The sequence below is a fragment of the Streptomyces sp. NPDC031340 genome, from assembly GCF_055569945.1.
The window spans coordinates 24,136-41,634 of sequence record NZ_JBVIIE010000075.1 but is presented as its reverse complement, the minus strand read 5'-3'; the positions used below and the strand labels follow the sequence as shown (position 1 = coordinate 41,634).

General features: G+C 72.8%; 13 protein-coding genes. 6 read left to right on the top strand and 7 right to left on the bottom strand.

Features of this window, described 5'->3' with window-relative positions; genetic code table 11:
* From ACZ5GT_RS36865 to glgB, 3 genes are all read left to right on the top strand, one after another.
* Positions 1-705, top strand: a 705-nt coding sequence (locus tag ACZ5GT_RS36865; RefSeq protein ID WP_469035277.1) for an alpha-glucosidase C-terminal domain-containing protein, incomplete at its 5' end; no start/stop codon positions are given.
* 96 nt (positions 706-801) lie between these two features.
* Positions 802-2,190, top strand: a complete 1,389-nt coding sequence (locus ACZ5GT_RS36860; RefSeq protein WP_469035273.1) for a maltokinase N-terminal cap-like domain-containing protein — start codon at positions 802-804, stop codon at positions 2,188-2,190.
* 55 nt (positions 2,191-2,245) lie between these two features.
* Entirely contained in the window at positions 2,246-5,074 is a 2,829-nt protein-coding gene (gene glgB / locus ACZ5GT_RS36855; protein WP_469035270.1) for a 1,4-alpha-glucan branching enzyme, read from the top strand.
* 275 nt (positions 5,075-5,349) lie between these two features.
* Here glgB and ACZ5GT_RS36850 read toward each other — a convergent pair whose 3' ends face one another.
* The 6 genes from ACZ5GT_RS36850 to ACZ5GT_RS36825 form a co-directional block, all read right to left on the bottom strand.
* Positions 5,350-7,572, bottom strand: a complete 2,223-nt coding sequence (locus ACZ5GT_RS36850; RefSeq protein WP_469035267.1) for a HelD family protein — start codon at positions 7,570-7,572, stop codon at positions 5,350-5,352.
* A gap of 206 nt (positions 7,573-7,778) precedes the next feature.
* Positions 7,779-8,093, bottom strand: a complete 315-nt coding sequence (locus ACZ5GT_RS36845; protein WP_469035265.1) for a thioredoxin family protein — start codon at positions 8,091-8,093, stop codon at positions 7,779-7,781.
* A gap of 14 nt (positions 8,094-8,107) precedes the next feature.
* Positions 8,108-8,497, bottom strand: a complete 390-nt coding sequence (locus tag ACZ5GT_RS36840) for a MerR family transcriptional regulator (protein WP_469035263.1) — start codon at positions 8,495-8,497, stop codon at positions 8,108-8,110.
* Between the two features lie 108 nt (positions 8,498-8,605).
* Positions 8,606-9,298 carry a maleylpyruvate isomerase family mycothiol-dependent enzyme gene (locus ACZ5GT_RS36835; RefSeq protein WP_469035261.1) on the bottom strand — a complete coding sequence of 231 codons (693 nt, stop codon included), beginning with the start codon at positions 9,296-9,298 and terminating at the stop codon, positions 8,606-8,608.
* A gap of 175 nt (positions 9,299-9,473) precedes the next feature.
* The gene (locus ACZ5GT_RS36830; protein ID WP_469035260.1) at positions 9,474-10,244 is read right to left on the bottom strand and encodes a DUF2127 domain-containing protein; all 771 of its coding nucleotides are present in this window, start codon (positions 10,242-10,244) and stop codon (positions 9,474-9,476) included.
* 84 nt (positions 10,245-10,328) lie between these two features.
* Positions 10,329-12,110, bottom strand: coding sequence for an MFS transporter (locus tag ACZ5GT_RS36825; RefSeq protein WP_469035258.1), 1,782 nt, complete (start codon positions 12,108-12,110; stop codon positions 10,329-10,331).
* Positions 12,111-12,314: 204 nt separating this feature from the next.
* On the opposite strand from ACZ5GT_RS36825, the gene ACZ5GT_RS36820 reads away from it, so the two are divergent.
* A complete protein-coding gene (locus ACZ5GT_RS36820) occupies positions 12,315-12,932 on the top strand; it encodes a TetR/AcrR family transcriptional regulator (RefSeq protein ID WP_469035256.1) in 618 nt (205 codons plus the stop codon).
* Between the two features lie 73 nt (positions 12,933-13,005).
* Here the strand turns inward: ACZ5GT_RS36820 and ACZ5GT_RS36815 are convergent, their stop codons facing one another.
* Complete coding sequence (locus tag ACZ5GT_RS36815) at positions 13,006-14,388, bottom strand: cation:dicarboxylate symporter family transporter (protein ID WP_469035253.1); 1,383 nt, start codon at positions 14,386-14,388, stop codon at positions 13,006-13,008.
* Positions 14,389-14,540: 152 nt separating this feature from the next.
* Here ACZ5GT_RS36815 and ACZ5GT_RS36810 point away from each other — a divergent pair, with 152 nt between their 5' ends.
* Both ACZ5GT_RS36810 and ACZ5GT_RS36805 read left to right on the top strand, forming a co-directional pair.
* Entirely contained in the window at positions 14,541-16,172 is a 1,632-nt protein-coding gene (locus tag ACZ5GT_RS36810; protein ID WP_469035250.1) for a sensor histidine kinase, read from the top strand.
* Entirely contained in the window at positions 16,169-16,855 is a 687-nt protein-coding gene (locus ACZ5GT_RS36805; RefSeq protein WP_469035247.1) for a response regulator, read from the top strand. Before ACZ5GT_RS36810 ends, ACZ5GT_RS36805 begins: the two co-directional genes overlap by 4 nt.
* The last annotated feature ends 644 nt before the right edge of the window (positions 16,856-17,499 follow it).

Sequence of the window (17,499 nt, the reverse complement as noted above, 5' to 3'; positions counted from 1 at the left end):
ACCCTGGAGATGGTCACCGACGAGGAACGCGACTACATGTGGGCCGAGTACGCCAAGGACCCCCGCATGCGCGCCAACATCGGCATCCGCCGCCGCCTCGCCCCCCTGCTCGACAACGACCGCAACCAGATCGAGCTCTTCACCGCCCTGCTGCTGTCCCTGCCCGGCTCCCCGATCCTCTACTACGGCGACGAGATCGGCATGGGCGACAACATCTGGCTCGGCGACCGCGACGCCGTCCGCACCCCGATGCAGTGGACACCTGATCGCAACGCAGGTTTTTCCTCGTGTGACCCCGGCCGGCTGTTCCTGCCGACCATCATGGACCCGGTCTACGGGTACCAGGTCACCAACGTGGAGGCGTCGATGGCGTCGCCGTCCTCGCTGCTGCACTGGACCCGCCGCATGATCGAGATCCGCAAGCAGAACCTCGCCTTCGGCCTCGGCTCCTACCGGGAGCTGCCGTCGTCGAACCCGGCCGTGATCGCGTTCCTGCGCGAGTACGAGGACGACCTCGTGCTGTGCGTGAACAACTTCTCCCGGTTCGCGCAGCCGACGGAGCTGGACCTGAGCGCGTTCAGCGGACGCCACCCGGTCGAGCTGTTCGGCGGGGTGCGCTTCCCGGCCATCGGTGAGCTGCCGTACCTGCTGACCCTCGCCGGGCACGGCTTCTACTGGTTCCGGCTGCGCAAGGACGCCGCGTAGGGCGTGAGCCCGACCCCGGGTGGGGCGGTTTCTCCCGCCCCTCCCGGGGCACGCATCAGTAACACCCCGACCACCCCCGGGGAAAGGACGCGACGTATGTCGGAAGCCGTCACCCGTACCGTCACCAGCAGTCCCGGCCTCCTGGCGTCCCTGGATCCACTGCTGCGCGAGTGGCTGCCGCGGCAGCGCTGGTTCGCGGGGAAGGGACGTCCGGTCACCGGGTTCTCGCTGGTCGCCGCCACCGAGCTGCTGCCCACAGGCGGCAAGCTGGGCCTGTACCACCTGCTGGTGCGCGCGCACCAGCCGTCCACGCCGGGCGGGGAATCCCACGCCGGCGACTGCTACCAGTTGCTCATAGGCATGCGCGAGGCGCTGCCGCCCCGGCTGGCGCCCGCGCTGATCGGACACGTGGAGGAGGGCCCGCTCGCCGGTCACACGGTGTACGAGGCCCTGTACGACCCCCGGCCCGCCGAACTGCTCCTGGAGGCGCTGCGCACCCAGGCCAGGATCGGCGGGCTTCGCTTCGAGCGGGACCCCGCCCAGGAGATCCGCGGCGGGCTGGTGCCCCGCATCATGACCGCCGAGCAGTCCAACTCGTCCGTCGTCTATGGAGATACGTTTATTCTGAAGCTGCTGCGCCGCGTCGTGCCCGGCGTCAACCCCGATCTGGAGCTGCCGCTGGCGCTGGCCCACGAGGGCTGCCCGCGGGTGCCGGCGCCGGTGGCGTGGCTGCGGGCCGAGCTGAGCGGTGAGCCGTACGTCCTCGGTGTGCTGCAGCCCTTCCTGCAGGGCGCGGCGGACGGCTGGGAACTGGCGCTGCGCGAGCTGGCCAAGGGCGAGGACTTCGGCGCCGAGGCACGCGCCCTCGGACGCGCCACCGCCGAGGTGCACACCGCGCTGGCCCGGGCCCTGCCGACCGTCACCATGGCCCACCACCAGGTGCAGTCGATGGCCGACGGGATGACGGAGCGCCTGGACGCGGCCGCGCAGGCGGTGCCCGCGCTGCGGCCGTACGTACCCGGGCTGCGCTCGGCGTTCACGGCACTGGCCGACCTGGCCGCCGAGGGGCACACCTGGACCGCGCAGCGCGTCCACGGCGACCTGCACCTCGGGCAGTGCCTGCGCTCGCCGGCCGGCCAGTGGTGGCTGATCGACTTCGAGGGGGAACCGTCGAAGCCGCTGTCCGAGCGGCGGCTGCCGCATCCGCCACTGCGGGACATCGCGGGGATGCTGCGCTCCTTCGACTACGCGGCGCTCTCGGCGGACCCGCCCGCGCCGGAGTGGGCCGAGACGTGCCGGGCCGCGTACTGCTCCGGGTACGCGGAGGTCAGCGGCCGCGATCCGCGCACCGACCCGGTGCTGCTGCGGGCCTATGAGACGGACAAGGCGATCTACGAGGTCGTCTACGAGGCCCGGCACCGCCCGGACTGGCTCTCCGTACCGATGGCGGCGATCGAGCACTACGCCGCGTCCGACACCATCTGACCCTATTTGACTCGATCTGACCGACCGACCTGACTTCGCCCAGGAGGCTCCGCCCGTGACCCCGCGCCCCCCGTCCAGCGGTCCGGATCCGAAGAAGACGGCCGAGGAGACAGCCGCCGCGGAGACGAGCACCGCGAAGAGGACAGCCAAGAAGACCCCGGCCGGGAAGAGCCCGGCCGAGAAGAGCGCCGTACGCAAGACCGCCGAGAAGGCGGCGAAGAGTGTGAAGAAGGCCGCGGAGAAAGCGGTCGCTCCCGCCGCCGCACCGGCGGCAGCGAAGACCGCGGCGAAGAAGACGGCGGCCAAGAAGGCCGTGACCAAGAAGGCCGTGGCGAAGAAGACGGTGACCAAGAGGGCCACCGCGCAGACGGCCGCCGCGGCGACCGCCCCCGCCAAGAAGGCCGTGGCCAAGAAGACTGTGGCCAAGAAGGCCGTGGCGAAGGCGGCGACCGCCGGGCCGTCGGCCGGGCAGACCGCTGCCGCGGCGGGCGCGGCGGAGCAGGCCGCCGCCCGGAAGACCACCGCCACCGCGAAGAAGACCGCCCCCAGGAAGAGCGCGCCCCGGAAGCCCGCCGAACCGGCGGCCCGCCCGGCCCCCGTGACGGCGCCCGCCCCGGCCGCCGCGCAGGAGGCCCCCGCCGAGGTTCCCGTCGAGGCCCCCGTAGAGGCCCATGTAGAGGCCCCCGTAGAGGTCGCCGTCTCCCCCGCTGTCGGGGCGGCGGACCGTCGGCGGCTGCTCGACGGCTCGCACCACTCCCCGCACTCCGTGCTCGGCGCCCACCCGGTGCCGAGCGGGGTGGCGTTCCGCGCGTTCCGCCCGTACGCCCGGTCGGTCACCGTCGTCGCCGGGGACCTGCGGGTGGAGCTGCACGACGACGGCGACGGCTTCTTCTCCGGCGCGCTGCCCCTGTCCGAGGTCCCGGTCTACCGGCTCCTCGTGGCGTACGAAGGCACCGTGCAGGACACGGCGGACGCCTACGGCTTCCTGCCCACGCTCGGCGATCTCGACCTGCACCTGATCGGCGAGGGACGCCACGAGGAGCTGTGGAAGGCGCTCGGCGCGCACCCCATGACCCACCAGGGCGTGACCGGCACCCGCTTCGCGGTGTGGGCGCCGAACGCGCTCGGCGTGCGGGTGGCCGGCACCTTCAACTTCTGGGACGGCACGGGCCACGCGATGCGCGCGCTGGGCTCGTCCGGCGTCTGGGAGCTGTTCGTGCCCGGCGTCGGCGAGGGCGAGCTGTACAAGTTCGAGATCACCCGGCCGGACGGCTCGAAGACGCTGCGCGCCGACCCGCTGGCCCGCCGCACGGAGGTCCCGCCCGCCACCTCCTCGATCGTCACCGCCTCGCACCACGTGTGGCAGGACGCCGAATGGCTGGCGCGCCGCGCCGAACTGCCCGCGCACAAAGCGCCGTTTTCCGTGTACGAGGTCCACCTGCCGTCCTGGCGGCCGGGCCTGACCTACCGTCAGCTGGCCGAACAACTGCCGCGTTACGTAAAGGATCTGGGGTTCACGCACGTAGAGCTGATGCCGGTCGCCGAGCATCCCTTCGGCGGTTCCTGGGGCTACCAGGTCACCGGCTTCTACGCGCCCACCGCCCGCCTGGGCACCCCCGACGACTTCAAGTACCTGGTGGACGCGCTGCACCGGGCCGGTGTCGGCGTCCTGATGGACTGGGTGCCGGCGCACTTCCCGCGGGACGCCTGGGCGCTGGCCGAGTTCGACGGCCGTCCGCTGTACGAGCACCAGGACCCGCTGCGCGCCGCGCACCCCGACTGGGGCACCCTGGAGTTCGACTACGGGCGCAACGAGGTGCGCAACTTCCTGGTCGCCAACGCCGTCTACTGGTGCGAGGAGTTCCACATCGACGGCCTGCGGGTGGACGCGGTCGCCTCCATGCTCTACCTCGACTACTCGCGCGAGCCGGGCCAGTGGACGCCGAACGTGTACGGCGGGCGGGAGAACCTGGACGCGGTGGCGTTCCTGCAGGAGATGAACGCCACCGTGTACCGGCGGGTGCCGGGCGTGGTGACCGTCGCGGAGGAGTCGACGGCGTGGGACGGCGTCACGCGGGCCACCCACCACAAGGGGCCGGGCGGCTTCGGCGGGCTCGGTTTCGGCCTGAAATGGAACATGGGCTGGATGCACGACTCGCTGGACTACATGAGCCACGACCCGGTCCACCGCAAGTACCACCACGGCGAGATGACCTTCTCGATGGTGTACGCCTACAGCGAGAACTACGTGCTGCCCATCTCCCACGACGAGGTGGTCCACGGCAAGGGCTCGCTGGTGTCGAAGATGCCCGGCGACTGGTGGCAGCAGCGCGCCAACCTGCGCGCCTACCTGGGCTTCATGTGGTCCCATCCGGGCAAGCAACTGCTGTTCATGGGGCAGGAGTTCGCCCAGGGCGCCGAGTGGTCCGAGACGCACGGCCCGGACTGGTGGCTGCTCGACCCGGGCTACGGCGCCGAGGCCGACCACCGGGGCGTGCGCGACCTGGTCCGCGACCTCAACACCGTCTACCGGCACACGCCCGCGCTGTGGCAGTGCGACACCGAGCCCGACGGCTTCCAGTGGATCGCCGGGGACGCCGCCGAGGACAACGTCTTCGCGTTCCTGCGGCTGGACGCCGACGGCAGCCCGCTGCTCGCGGTCTCCAACTTCGCCCCCGTCGTCCGGACCGGGTACCGCCTCGGCGTCCCGGACGACGTCCCCGCCTGGCACGAGGTCCTCAACACCGACGCGACGAAGTACGGCGGCGGCGACGTCACCAACCCGGACGTCGTCAAACCGGAACCCCAGGGCGCGCACGGCCGCCCGGCGAGTGTCCGGCTGACGCTGCCGCCGCTGGCGACGGTCTGGCTGCGCCCGGCGTAGGCATACGGCGCCCGACGAAGGCCTGCCCGGGCCCGTCCGGGTCCGGGCAGGCCTCCCGGGCCCGGGGCGCCTGCCCCACGTCGGCCTGCCGGGGGCGCCTGCCCGCCGCCCGTCGGCCTCGCCCGCGCCCGTCGGCGGCCCGCCCGGCCGGCCGTCGGCGCCGGCGGTGGCTGCCGCTCCTCGGCCGCGCCGGGGCGGCGCGCAGGCAGACGGCCGGACCGGCGCCTGCCGTCGGCAGGCGGCAGGCGGCAGGCGGCAGGCGGCAGGCGGCAGGCTCAGGGCGCCGCGTCGGCCAGTGACTTCGGCAGCTTTCCGGTGTGCAGCACGCCCAGGCGCTGGGTGGCCCGGGTCAGCGCCACGTACAGGTCGCTCGTGGAGTACCGGCCGGGCTCGACCACCAGCACCGTGTCGAACTCCAGCCCCTTCGCCTGCCGCGGGTCCAGGAGCACGACCGGCCGCGTCAGATCCGGCTGGGCGCCCGCGGTCACCCCGTCCAGCCCGGCGGCCAGCCTGCGGTGCAGTTCGCGCGGGGCGACGACCGCCAGCCGGCCCTCGGCCGGGGCGAGTTCCCGGACCGCCTCGGCCACGGCGCCGGGCAGGTCGCCGGTGGCGCGGATCCAGGGCCGTACGCCCGTGGACCGCACGGAGCTCGGCGGGTCGAAGTCCGGGTCCTCGGCCCGCACGACGGCCGCCGCCAGCTCCATGATCTCGGCGGGCGTCCGGTAGTTGACGCCCAGACGGGTGTGCGCCCAGCGGTCCTCGACGTACGGCTCGAGGATCTTCGCCCAGGAGCCGACGCCGGCCGCCTCCGCGGTCTGCGCCGGGTCGCCCACCAGGGTCATCGAGCGGGTGGGGCAGCGCCGCATCAGCATCCGCCACGCCATGGGCGACAGCTCCTGCGCCTCGTCGACGATGATGTGCCCGAACGCCCAGGTGCGGTCGGCCGCCGCGCGCTCGGCGGCGCTGCGGTGGTCGTCCTCCTCGTGCCGCTCGGCGAACCGTTCGGCGTCGATGATGTCGTGCGCGGACAGCACCTCGCTGTCCTCGTCCTCCTTGTCGTCGAACTCGTAGGTGCGGGAGGCGTAGGAGACGTCGAGGACGCCCTGCGCGTAGGCGATCTGCGTCCGGCGCTCGTGGTCCGCGCGCGCCCGGGCCGTGCGGTCGTCCTCGCCGAGGAGTTCGGCCGCCTCGTCCAGCAGCGGGACGTCCGCCACGGTCCATGCCCGGGTCACCGGGCGCCGGACGGCGGCCGCGTCCTCGTCGGGGAGGTATCCGACGGGGTCGGCGAGGAAGTCCGCGACCAGCCGCTCGGGCGTCAGCCGTGGCCAGAGCTGGTCGATGGCGGCCCAGACCTCGGGGTTCTCGGCGAGTTCCTCCCGGATCTGGGTGATGTCGCTCGGGTCGAGGAGGTTCGTGCCGTCGTAGGGGTCGGTGCCGATGCGCTCGGCGACCATGTCGGTGAGCGTGTTGAGGATGTGCCCCTCGAAGGTCTCACGGGCGACGTTGTGCGGCAGCCCGGTGGCGCGGGTGCGCTCCCGCGCCACCCGCACCAGGTCGTCGTCGAGCATCAGGACCTCGCGGTCGTGCTCGATCGCGATCACCGGTTCGGGCAGCGCCTGCCAGTCGCGCACGACCTCGGCGAGCACGTCCGCCATCGCGGCGCGCCCCTTGACCGCGGCCGCCTCGCGGGTGTCGGCCGCCGTCGCCTTCACCCCGGGGAACAGCTCGCCCACCGTCGACAGCAGCACGCCGGTCTCGCCGAGGGAGGGCAGCACCTCGCCGATGTAGCCGAGGAAGGCCGGGTTCGGGCCGACGATGAGCACCGCGCGCTTGGCCAGCAGTTCCCGGTGCTCGTACAGGAGGTAGGCCGCGCGGTGCAGCGCGACCGCGGTCTTGCCGGTGCCGGGGCCGCCCTCGACGACCAGCACCCCGCGGTGCGGGGCACGGATGATCCGGTCCTGCTCGGCCTGGATGGTCCGCACGATGTCGCCCATCCGGCCGGTGCGCGCGGAGTTGAGCGCGGCCAGCAGCACGGCGTCGCCGGACGGGTCCTCGTGGCCGGTGCGCGTCTCGTCGCCGAGGTCGAGGATCTCGTCGTGCAGGGCGGTCACCGTGCGGCCGCTGGTGGTGATGTGCCGGCGCCTGCGCAGGCCCATCGGGGTGTGGCCGGTGGCCAGGTAGAAGGGGCGGGCGACCTCGGCCCGCCAGTCGATGAGGATCGGGGTGCGGTCGGCGTCGTCCGTGCGCAGGCCGACGCGGCCGATGTGGTGGCTGGTGCCCGAGGCGAGGTCGATGCGGCCGAAGCAGAGCGAGCCGTCGACCGCGTTCAGCGCGGCGAGCAGCCCGGAACGCTCGGCGACCAGGATGTCCCGCTCGAGCCGGGCCTGCATGGGCGTGCTGCCCTGGGCGAGCGCGTCGGTGACGGCGTTCTCGGTGTCGCCGCGCAGGGCGTCGACGCGCGCGTACACGCCGTCGATGAATTCCTGTTCACGCCTCAATTCACCGTCATGAAAGTCGGTGTTTGACAATTCCGCTCCCGCCCGGATATACTGTGCTCACTGAACCTCTTTGCGACCGGATTCATGAAGTCGCGAATCATTGAATATACGCAAGAAAATCCCCCGAGCGCAATTGCTCGGGGGATTTTTCGTGGCGTCGTCCGGGCCGGCCGCACGGTCACGGCACGCCGGGCCCAGCACCTCGCTCACAGCACGTCGGACAGTTCCTCCAGCAGCCGCCGCTTGGGCCGGGCGCCGACCATCGCCTTCACCGGCTCGCCGTCCCGGAAGACCATGAAGGTCGGCATCGACAGCACCTTGTACGCGTTCGTCGTCTCCGGACTGGTGTCCACGTCCAGCTGGACCACCTTCAGCCGCTCGCCCTCCTCGGCCGCGAGGGCGGTGAGCACCGGGCCCATCTGCCGGCACGGCGGGCACCAGTCGGCGGTGAACTCCACCAGCACCGGCAGTTCCGCCCCGATCACCTCCGCCGCGAAGTCCGCGTCCGTCACCTCGGTCACTCCGGCCGCCCTGATCACAGTTCTGTCCCTCCCAGTTCGCACAATGGTGGTGGTTCGCCTTCGGCCATCGCCAGCCGCATGCCGATCTTCGCTCGGACTGCCTGCAACTCCCCGATCAAGGCGTCGAGTTCGTCCAGCTTGCGCCGGTAGACCTCGATCGAGGCGGGACAGGTGTCGCCCTCCGGGTGCCCCGCCCGCAGGCACTCCACGAAGGGCCGCGTCTCCTCCAGGTCGAACCCGAAGTCCTGGAGGGTCCTGATCTGCCTGAGCAGCCTCAGATCGCTCTCGTCGTACGTCCGGTACCCGTTGTCGCCGCGCCGCGCGGTCAGCAGCCCGCGCGACTCGTAGTACCGCAGCGTCCGGGTCGTGGTCCCGGCCCGCGCGGCCAGCTCGCCGATTCGCATGGATACGACCGTACGGCTTGACGCCGACGTCAAGGCAACACCGGCCGCCCGGCCTGCGCCGCCGGCCGGGCCGGTGTGCCCCGTCTCACCCGCGCAGCCCGCGCCGTGTCACCGCTTGTGCGCGGCGGCCGGGTGGAGCGTCGGCGGTTCGCATCCCAGCCAGCACTGCGCCCTCGACCACAGCGGCTCCTCGGCCCGCCGGAACCACGCCCGGGCCGCCTCGGGGCGCCCGGTGCACAGCAGGAGCAGCGCCGCGATCGGTGCGCGGACCTCCTCGCCCTCCCCGCGCGTCCACTCGGTGTCGGTGGCGACGAGCCGGGCCTGCGGCAGCGGCCAGGGGCGGGACGGGAAGCGCATGGTCCACACGCGTTCGGCCGCGTCCCGGGCCGCCTCCGGCGGCATCTCCCGCTCCCGGCCGAGGGCCAGCGCGATGTCCTGGCCGTGGACCAGGAGGTCGAGCAGCGTCTCGTGCGGGGTGGTGCCCGGCGCCGTGCGGCGGGAGCCGACGGCGGAGCGCAGATCAGCGACGATCTCGTCGGCGCGCCGGCCCTCGCGGACCGGCACGTCGTGGATCATGCGGTGCGGGCGTCCGTGCGCGGGCACCGGCTCGCGCAGGACGTCCCGCCCGCGGCTGCGCGGCCCGACGGCGAGGTGCGCGGCGACGTCCCGCACCCGCCGGTCGCCGCACAGGGTGGGCGCCTCCCACTCCTCGGGGCTCAGTCCCTCCAGCAGATCGGCCAGGCTCGCCCGCTCCCGGTCGACGTAGCGCCAGAGCTCATCCCTGTCCAGGACCGTGGCCATGGGGATCACCACCCAGTCGACCCGCAAGTTTCACTGACCAAGGTAGTCAGGGAACCTCACCGACACCAAGATGCCGGAAAGCTCCCGGAAAAGTACGGAAGGGGTGTTGACGACGGGTGCGGCGAGTGCTCTTCCGGCCGTCACGCGAGACGCTCGCCCTCATGAGAGAGCGAGATCACCGGCCTGCCAGCACCCCCGCGGATTCCTCCACCTCCAGCAGAGAGGCGCTCCGCCGTTCCCGGTCGAAGGCGGCGCGGCCGCCGCGCAGGCCGAACAGGCGCTTGGTGAGGGCGATGTAGAGGACGGCGAGGATGTTGAGGACCAGGGTGGTGATCTTCACCCAGCTCACGTGCCCGGTGAGTTCGTAGATCTCCAGCGGCAGGAAGGCGGCGGTGGCGACCACCGTCAGATACTCCGCCCAGCGCTTGGCGTACCAGAGGCCGACCGCCTCGACCAGTTCGACCAGCGCGTACGCCAGCAGCAGCCCGGCCACCAGCAGAAGGGTGTCGTGCCGGTAGCCGAAGGTCTTCTGGACGGTGCCGACGACGGGCGAGTGGTCCAGGTCGTAGTGGAAGTGCCGGAAGACCGGCCGGAAGACGTCGAGGTACTCGTCGAAGAGCCGGCGCACCGCGTGCTGGCTGTTGCTGAACCGCCACACGGCCACCGCGACCAGCACGATGAACACGCCGCGCACCGCCCGTTCCAGCGCCAGGAACCGCAGCACGAACAGGTCCCGCAGCACCTTGCCGCGCGGCACCAGCGGGGCGTCGCCGGCGGGCCCCGAGCCGTGCGGCTCGCCGAGCACGAAGTCGCCGCAGCGCAGGCAGCGCCACACCTCGCCGAGCGCGGTCTCGGCGTGCAGCCGCACCCGCAGGCGGGGGTCGTCCGGCGCGTAGGTGACGTGTCCCTTGCGCGCACACGTCCGCCGGTCCCAGTCGATCGCCATCCCGCGTGCCTCCACAGATACGTGCCGCGCCGGTACTTCGCCGGCGCGGCACGCTAGTGGACGACGGTAAGAGATCGGTGAGGATCAGCGGCTCCCGCTGGACTCCCGCACCCTTTCGCTCCTCTCGCCGTTGCCCTCGGCACCGGCGGTCCCCTCGGCTTCGGCGGTCCCCTCGGCTTCGGCGGTCCCCTCGGCTTCGGCGGTCCCCGCGGCCTTGACGGTCCCCTCGGCCACGGCCGTCCCCTCGGCCTTCCGTCCGCGCGGCAGCAGCACCGCCACGAGCACCGTGCCGATGCCGAGGATCACCGCCCCGGTGAGGCTGGTGCGGGCGACCGCGTCGGCGAAGGCGGAGCCGACCGCGTCCGCCATCTGCCGGGCGCCCTCGGCGAGTTGCCCGGCCTCGGCCTTCAGGTGGGCGGCCTGCTGCGGGTCGGTCGCCTGCTGGGCCTGCGCGGCGGCCTGCTTCGCCTTCTCGCCGATGCCGCGCGCCACCGCGTACCCGGCGCCGACCGAGTCCTGCGCGGTGGCCAGACCGGAGGCCGGCAGCCGGCTGCCGGCGGTGGCGTCGGCGAGGCTGTCCGAGTACGACGTCGCCAGCAGCGAGCCGAGGATCGCGATGCCGAGCGAGCCGCCGAGCTCCAGCGAGGTGTCGTTCACCGCGCCGCCGACGCCCAGGTCGGACTCCGGGAACACCCCCATGATCGCGTCCGTGCAGGGCGAGAGCGCGAGCCCGATGGCCAGGCCCATGACGACGAGGGGGACGACGAGATCGCCGTACGACGACCCGCCGTCGACCCGGGTGAGCAGCGCGAGGGCCGTCGTGCCGCCGACCATCCCCGCGGTGACCGTCCACTTCATGCCGACCCGCGGGGTGAGCAGGCCGGTCAGGCCCGCGCCGACGAACACGGCGCCGGCCAGCGGCAGCATGCGCAGGCCGGTCTGCAGGGCGTCGTAGCCGAGGACGAACTGCAGGTACTGGGTGAGGTAGTAGAAGGCGCCGAAGACGGCCAGGAAGAACAGCGCCACGGCGAGGTTGGCGCCGGCGAAGGAGCGGTGCGCGAAGCGGCGTACGTCGATCAGCGGGCGCGGGTGGCGCAGCTCCCACAGTACGAAGGCGACCAGGCCGGCGCCCGCGACGACCGCGGCCGCGACCGCCTTGACGCCCCAGCCGAAGTGCGGACCCTCGATGATCATGTAGACCAGCGAGCCGATCCACAGCACGGACAGCAGGCCGCCGACGTGGTCGATGCGCTCGTGGTGGGCGGCCCTGGACGGCGGCACGAGGACGAAGGACGCGACGAGGGCGACGACGGCCACCGGGACGTTGATCAGGAACGTCGAGGACCAGCCGTGGCGCTCCAGCAGCGCACCGGCGACGACCGGGCCGGCCGCGATCGCCAGGCCGGCGGTGGCGGTCCACGCGGTGATCGCCTTGGCCCGCTCGGCACGCGGGAAGGTCGCGGCGAGCAGGGAGAGCGTGGCGGGCATGATCAGCGCGGCGCCGACCCCCATCACGGCACGCGCGGTGATGACCGTCGCGGCGCTGTCGGCGAGGTAGCCGAAGACGGCCCCGGCCCCGAACACCGTGAGCCCGGCGACGAGCGCGCCGCGGCGGCTGTACTTGTCGCCGATCGCGCCGAGCAGCAGCATCAGCGCGGCGTACGGCACGGTGTAGCCGTCGATCACCCACTGGAGGTCGGCGCTGGACAGACCCAGGTCCTGGGTCATGTCGGGCGCCGCGACCGTGAGGGCGGTGTTGGCCATCACGATGATCAGCAGGCTCAGGCAGAGCACCAGGAGCGCCCACCAGCGCCGGGCGTAGGGGCGGTCCATCCTTTCGACCGGTTCGTTCATGACGAGTCGCATGGGCGGGGGTGCCTTCCTCGGACGACAGGACTTCGACACGACTTGCACAGCCGTGTGCACTTGCACAACGATGTGCAATGTACGCCGCTTGCACATCGCTGTGCAAATGAGGGAGGTGAAACCCATGTCGGCGAAGTCCGTGCCGGGGCCCATGGCGAAGCCCACGCGAGGGAAGGACCGGTCCGACCGGGCGCGCCAGGCACAATGGCGGTCATGACCACGGGTAACACCAGCCGCGCCGACGCGAACCGCCGCCGCATCCTCGACGTCGCCCTCGCCGAGCTGCTGCGCGACCCCGACGCGTCCATGGACCAGATCGCGCGCGCCGCGGGCGTCGTACGACGGACGGTGTACGGGCACTTCCCGAACCGTGAGGCGCTGGTCGACACCATCATCGACGGGGCCGTGGAGGCGGTGGCCGCCGCGCAGGAGGCCGCCCGCGCGGGCGTGCGCGACCCCGCCGAGGCGGTGGCGCGTTCGGTCCTCGCGATCTGGGAGATCGCCGACCGCTACCGGCTGCTGGTGGCCCTGGCCCAGCGCACGGTCACCGTGCGGAGCATCCGCGAGCGCCTCGCGCCCGTCCGGGAGAGCGCCGTGGAACTGCTCCAGCACGGCCTGGACGCAGGGGTGTTCAGCTCCCCGCTGCCCGCGCCGGCGCTCGCCTTCGTGCACGAGCAGATCCTGTTCGCGCTGATGGAGGCGGTGAACGAGGACCTGCTGGAATCGCCGAAGGCGGGCCGCTCCGCCGCGGTCACCGTGCTGACCGCGGCGGGCGTGCCCGCCGGGGAGGCCACCGGACTGGTGGCGAAACTGAGCGATTGACGCAAGGGACCGAGGCAAGAGACCGGGCGGCTGAGCGACGGGGGGAACACCCAGCCGCCCGGAGTGCGGGGACCTACGCCCGGACGAGTTCCTTCTCGCTGCCCTGCTCGGGCACCTCGGGGCGCTCGGCCTGGTCCTCGTCGAGCAGCGTCGTCTCGTCGAAGGGCAGTTCGCCGGCGAGGACCCGCCGGACCCGGTCCTTGTCGATCTCCTTGGTCCAGGTGCCGATGAGGACGGTGGCGACGGAGTTGCCCGCGAAGTTCGTCAGGGCGCGGGCCTCGCTCATGAACCGGTCGATGCCGACGATCAGGCCGACGCCGTCCACCAGCGCGGGCTTGTGCGACTGCAGACCGCCGGCCAGGGTCGCCAGCCCGGCGCCGCTGACGCCGGCCGCGCCCTTGGACGCCAGCAGCAGGAAGAGCAGCAGCGGGATCTGCTCGCCGAGGGACATCGGGGTGCCCAGGGCGTCGGCGATGTAGAGCGACGCCATGGTCATGTAGATCATCGTGCCGTCGAGGTTGAACGAGTAGCCGGTCGGGACGGTGATGCCGACCACGGCCTTGCTGACGCCCAGGTGCTCCATCTTCGCGATGAGCCGCGGCAGCGCGGACTCGGAGGAGGAGGTGGACAGGATCAGCAGGAACTCCCGCGCCAGGTACTTGAACAGGGTGAGGATGTTCAGCCCGGCGAGCACCCGCAGCAGCACGCCGAGGACGAGGAAGACGAACAGCACGCAGGTGACGTAGAAGCCGAGCATCAGCACCGCGAGGCTCTTGAGGGCGTCGACGCCGGACGAGCCGACGACCGCGGCGATGGCTCCGAACGCGCCGACCGGGGCGGCCCACATCACCATGGCGAGGATGCGGAAGACCAGCCGCTGGATGTGCTCCACACCGCGCAGCACCGGCTGCCCGGCCGGGCCCATGGCCTGCAGCGCGAACCCGGCGAGCAGCGCCACCAGCAGCGTCTGCAGCACCTGGCCCTCGGTGAACGCGGACACGAAGGTCACCGGGATGATCGACAGCACGAAGTCGACCGGCGGCAGCGCGTCGGCGGAGACCTGGTCGTGCCCGGTCGCCTTGACCGCCTCGGTCAGGTGCAGCCCGTCGCCGGGGTGCAGGACGTTGCCGACCAGCAGGCCGATGCTCAGCGCGACCAGCGACATCACCAGGAAGTAGCCGAGCGCTATGCCGCCGACGGCGCCGACCTTGGCGGCCTTGCGGACCGAGCCGATGCCGAGCACGATCGTGCAGAAGATGATCGGCGAGATCATCATCTTGATCAGGTTCACGAAGCCCGTGCCGAGCGGCTTCAGCTCGACACCCGCGTCGGGCCAGATGAGTCCCACGGCGATCCCGAGCGCCACCGCGACGATCACCGCGATGTACAGGTAATGGGTGCGGTCCCGCTTCGCGGCGGGTGCGGCAGGTGCCGTATCGGGGGTACTGGCGGCCACGGCTGCCCTCCTTGACGTCTTCGTCGGTCACACCGGCGTGCGGCTCACGTCCGGGGGTTGTGGGGGATTGCCGTGACTATCTCCCGGCCTGTGGCGCCGGTCACCCTTGCGTTCATTTAGTTCACGCTCGGCGTGCGGGGCACACTGGCGGCATGCGCCTTCCCGTTCCGAGACCCCGCAGCCTGGCGGGGCAGCTCTTCGCCATGCAGGCCGTGCTGATAGCGGTCGTGGTCGCCGGGTACGCGCTGTTCACCTACATCAGCGACCAGCGGCAGGCGGAGGAGGCGGCCGGCCGGCAGGCCATGGCGGTGACCCGCGCGGTGGCGGACTCCCCGTCGGTCAGGGCGGCGATCCGCACCTCCGACCCCAGCGCCCGCCTCCAGCCGTACGCGCTGCGGGTGATGCGCGACTCGGACGTCGACTTCGTCACGATCATGGACCCGCGGGGGATCCGCTGGACGCACCCCCGCGCGGACCAGATCGGCAAGCACTTCCGCGGCACCATCGACCGGGCGCTGGAGGGCGAGTCCTTCACCGAGACCTACACGGGCACGCTCGGCCCGTCGGTGCGGGCCGTCACCCCGGTCGTCGGCGACGACCACCGGATCGTCGGCCTGGTCAGCGCGGGCATCAAGGTGGACGCGATCAGCAAGCGGGCGCAGGACCAGGTGTCGGCGCTGCTCGGCGTCGCGGCGGGCGCCCTCGCCCTCGGCGCGGTCGGCACGTACGTCGTCAACGCCCGGCTGCGCCGTCACACTCACGGCATGAACGCGACCGAGCTGAGCCGCATGCACGACTACCATCAGGCCGCCCTGCACGCCGTGCGGGAGGGACTGCTGATGCTGGACGGGCAGTACCGGGTGGCGCTGATCAACGACGGCGGGCGGGAGTTGCTGGGGGTGGGGCCCGACGTGGTGGGCAGGTCGGTGGCCGAACTCGGGCTGCCGGCGCCGCTGACCGGGGCGCTGCTGGCCTCCGAACCCCGGGTGGACGAGGTGCACCTGACGGCCGCGCGGGTCCTGGTGGTGAACACCTCGCCGGTGTCCGGTGGAGAGCGCCGGGGCACCGTGGTCACCCTGCGGGACGTCACCGAACTGCAGTCCCTGATGGGCGAGTTGGACTCCGAACGGGGCTTCACACAGGCGCTGCGCTCGCAGGCGCACGAGGCGGCGAACCGGCTGCACACGGTGGTGTCGCTGATCGAGCTCGGCCGGGCGGACGAGGCGGTCGAGTTCGCGACGGCGGAGCTTGAACTCGCCCAGGCGCTCACCGACCAGGTGGTCGCGGCGGTCGGCGAACCGGTGCTCGCGGCGCTGCTGCTGGGCAAGACGGCGCAGGCGAACGAGCGGGGCGTGGAGCTGGTGGTGTCGCCGGACAGCCGCCTGGACGACGGTCTGCTGCCGGAGAGCCTGCCGGCCCGGGACCTGGTGACCATCCTGGGCAACCTGGTCGACAACGCCGTGGACGCGGCGCAGGGCGGCCCGCGGGCCCGGGTGACGGTGACGGCGTACACGGACGGGGACGAGCTGGTGCTGCGGGTGTCCGACACGGGCCGCGGGGTGGAACCGGACCACGCGGAGCTGGTGTTCCGGCGCGGGTTCTCCACCAAGCCGGCCGGACCGGGCGGGCGCGGCCTGGGGCTGGCGCTCGTCCGGCAGGCCGTGCTCCGGCACGCGGGCGCTCTGACCGTGGCGGAGGCGGACGGGGGCGGGGCCGAGTTCGAGGTGCGGCTGCCGCTGAGCGAGCAGGGCGCCGGCGCCGTGGTCACCGGGAGCGGCGCATGACGGACGACCGGCCCATCCGCGTCCTGGTGGTGGAGGACGACCCGGTGGCCGCCGACGCGCACGTCATGTACGTCGGCCGGGTGCCGGGCTTCGTGGCCGTCGGCATGGCGCGCACGGGCGCGGAGGCGCGCCGCGTCCTGGACCGCACGCCCGTCGACCTGCTGCTGCTGGACCTGCACCTGCCCGACGTGCACGGCCTGCAACTGGCCCGCTCGCTGCGGGCGGCCGGGCATCACGCGGACGTCATAGCGGTGACGTCGGCGCGGGACCTGGCGGTGGTGCGGGAGGGGGTGTCGCTGGGCGTGGTGCAGTACGTACTGAAGCCGTTCACCTTCGCCACCCTGCGGGACCGGCTGGTGCGGTACGCCGAGTTCCACGCGGCGGTGGGCGAGGCGAGCGGGCAGGACGAGGTCGACCGGGCGCTGGCCACGCTGCGCGCCCCCTCTCCGGCGGCCCTGCCGAAGGGCCTGAGCGCCCCGACGCTGGAACGCGTGACGGTGACCCTGCGCGACCACACCGAGGGCCTCACGGCCGCCCAGGTGGCGGAGACGGTGGGCATCTCCCGCATCACCGCCCGCCGCTACCTGGAACACCTGGTGGACACAGGCAGAGCAGCCCGAAACCCCCAGTACGGAACAGTAGGACGCCCGGAACTCCGCTACCGGTGGGTAAAGACCCCGTAGCCGCAGGCCACCGCCGAACGCCCATGGCCTGCCCGTCCGAGGCGACACGGTCAAGGACTGAGCGGCGGGGCGGGGCCGACGCGACGGGTCGGGGGTGCGGCGGGGCCCGCCAGACCGCCCAGGGCCGGAAGGCCGCCAGGCCGCAGGCCGCAGGCCGCCAGGCCGGAAGGCCGGAAGGCCGCCAGGCCGGAAGGCCGCCAGGCCGGAAGGCCGGAAGGCCGCCAGGCCGGAAGGCCGCAGGCCGCCAGGCCGGAAAGCCGCAGGCCGCCAGGCCGGGCGGCGGCCTCGGCGGCCGGTAGCTCGCGGCCCTCGCCTACGGTAGGTGCCTCGGCGTCCAGGGCGGCCGCTCGATGCCCGTGGCGGTGGCCGGCTGGGGCTTCGGCGCGGTGGCTGCCGGCGTGCTGATCGCCCACGCGCTCGCCGCCGACGCAGGTTCGGCCGACGCCTGTCTCACGTTCGCCCGGCTGAGGGCCGGACGCGCCGCCAGGCCGGGAGGGTGCCGCCTGGGTCGCAGGGGCCCGGGCGTGCCGAGGGCCGGGGCGTTGTGGGGGTCGCGGGAGACGCAGGGGTTTGGATCGCGCCGGTGGTTACCCTTCCGTAGGGGCGTCGGGGGCAGGCGTGCTGCCGGGGTGGGGGTAGGAGGC

Bases quoted from the DNA above. Each gene is read 5' to 3' on its own strand.
- ACZ5GT_RS36840 (WP_469035263.1), bottom strand. From the start codon at position 8,497: ATGCGAATCGGCGAGCTGGCCGCGCGGGCCGGGACCACGACCCGGACG.
- ACZ5GT_RS36810 (WP_469035250.1), top strand. From the start codon at position 14,541: ATGCGCCTTCCCGTTCCGAGACCCCGCAGCCTGGCGGGGCAGCTCTTC.
- ACZ5GT_RS36805 (WP_469035247.1), top strand. From the start codon at position 16,169: ATGACGGACGACCGGCCCATCCGCGTCCTGGTGGTGGAGGACGACCCG.
- ACZ5GT_RS36830 (WP_469035260.1), bottom strand. From the start codon at position 10,244: ATGGCGATCGACTGGGACCGGCGGACGTGTGCGCGCAAGGGACACGTC.
- ACZ5GT_RS36860 (WP_469035273.1), top strand. From the start codon at position 802: ATGTCGGAAGCCGTCACCCGTACCGTCACCAGCAGTCCCGGCCTCCTG.
- ACZ5GT_RS36835 (WP_469035261.1), bottom strand. From the start codon at position 9,298: ATGGCCACGGTCCTGGACAGGGATGAGCTCTGGCGCTACGTCGACCGG.
- ACZ5GT_RS36820 (WP_469035256.1), top strand. From the start codon at position 12,315: ATGGCGGTCATGACCACGGGTAACACCAGCCGCGCCGACGCGAACCGC.
- ACZ5GT_RS36825 (WP_469035258.1), bottom strand. From the start codon at position 12,110: ATGCGACTCGTCATGAACGAACCGGTCGAAAGGATGGACCGCCCCTAC.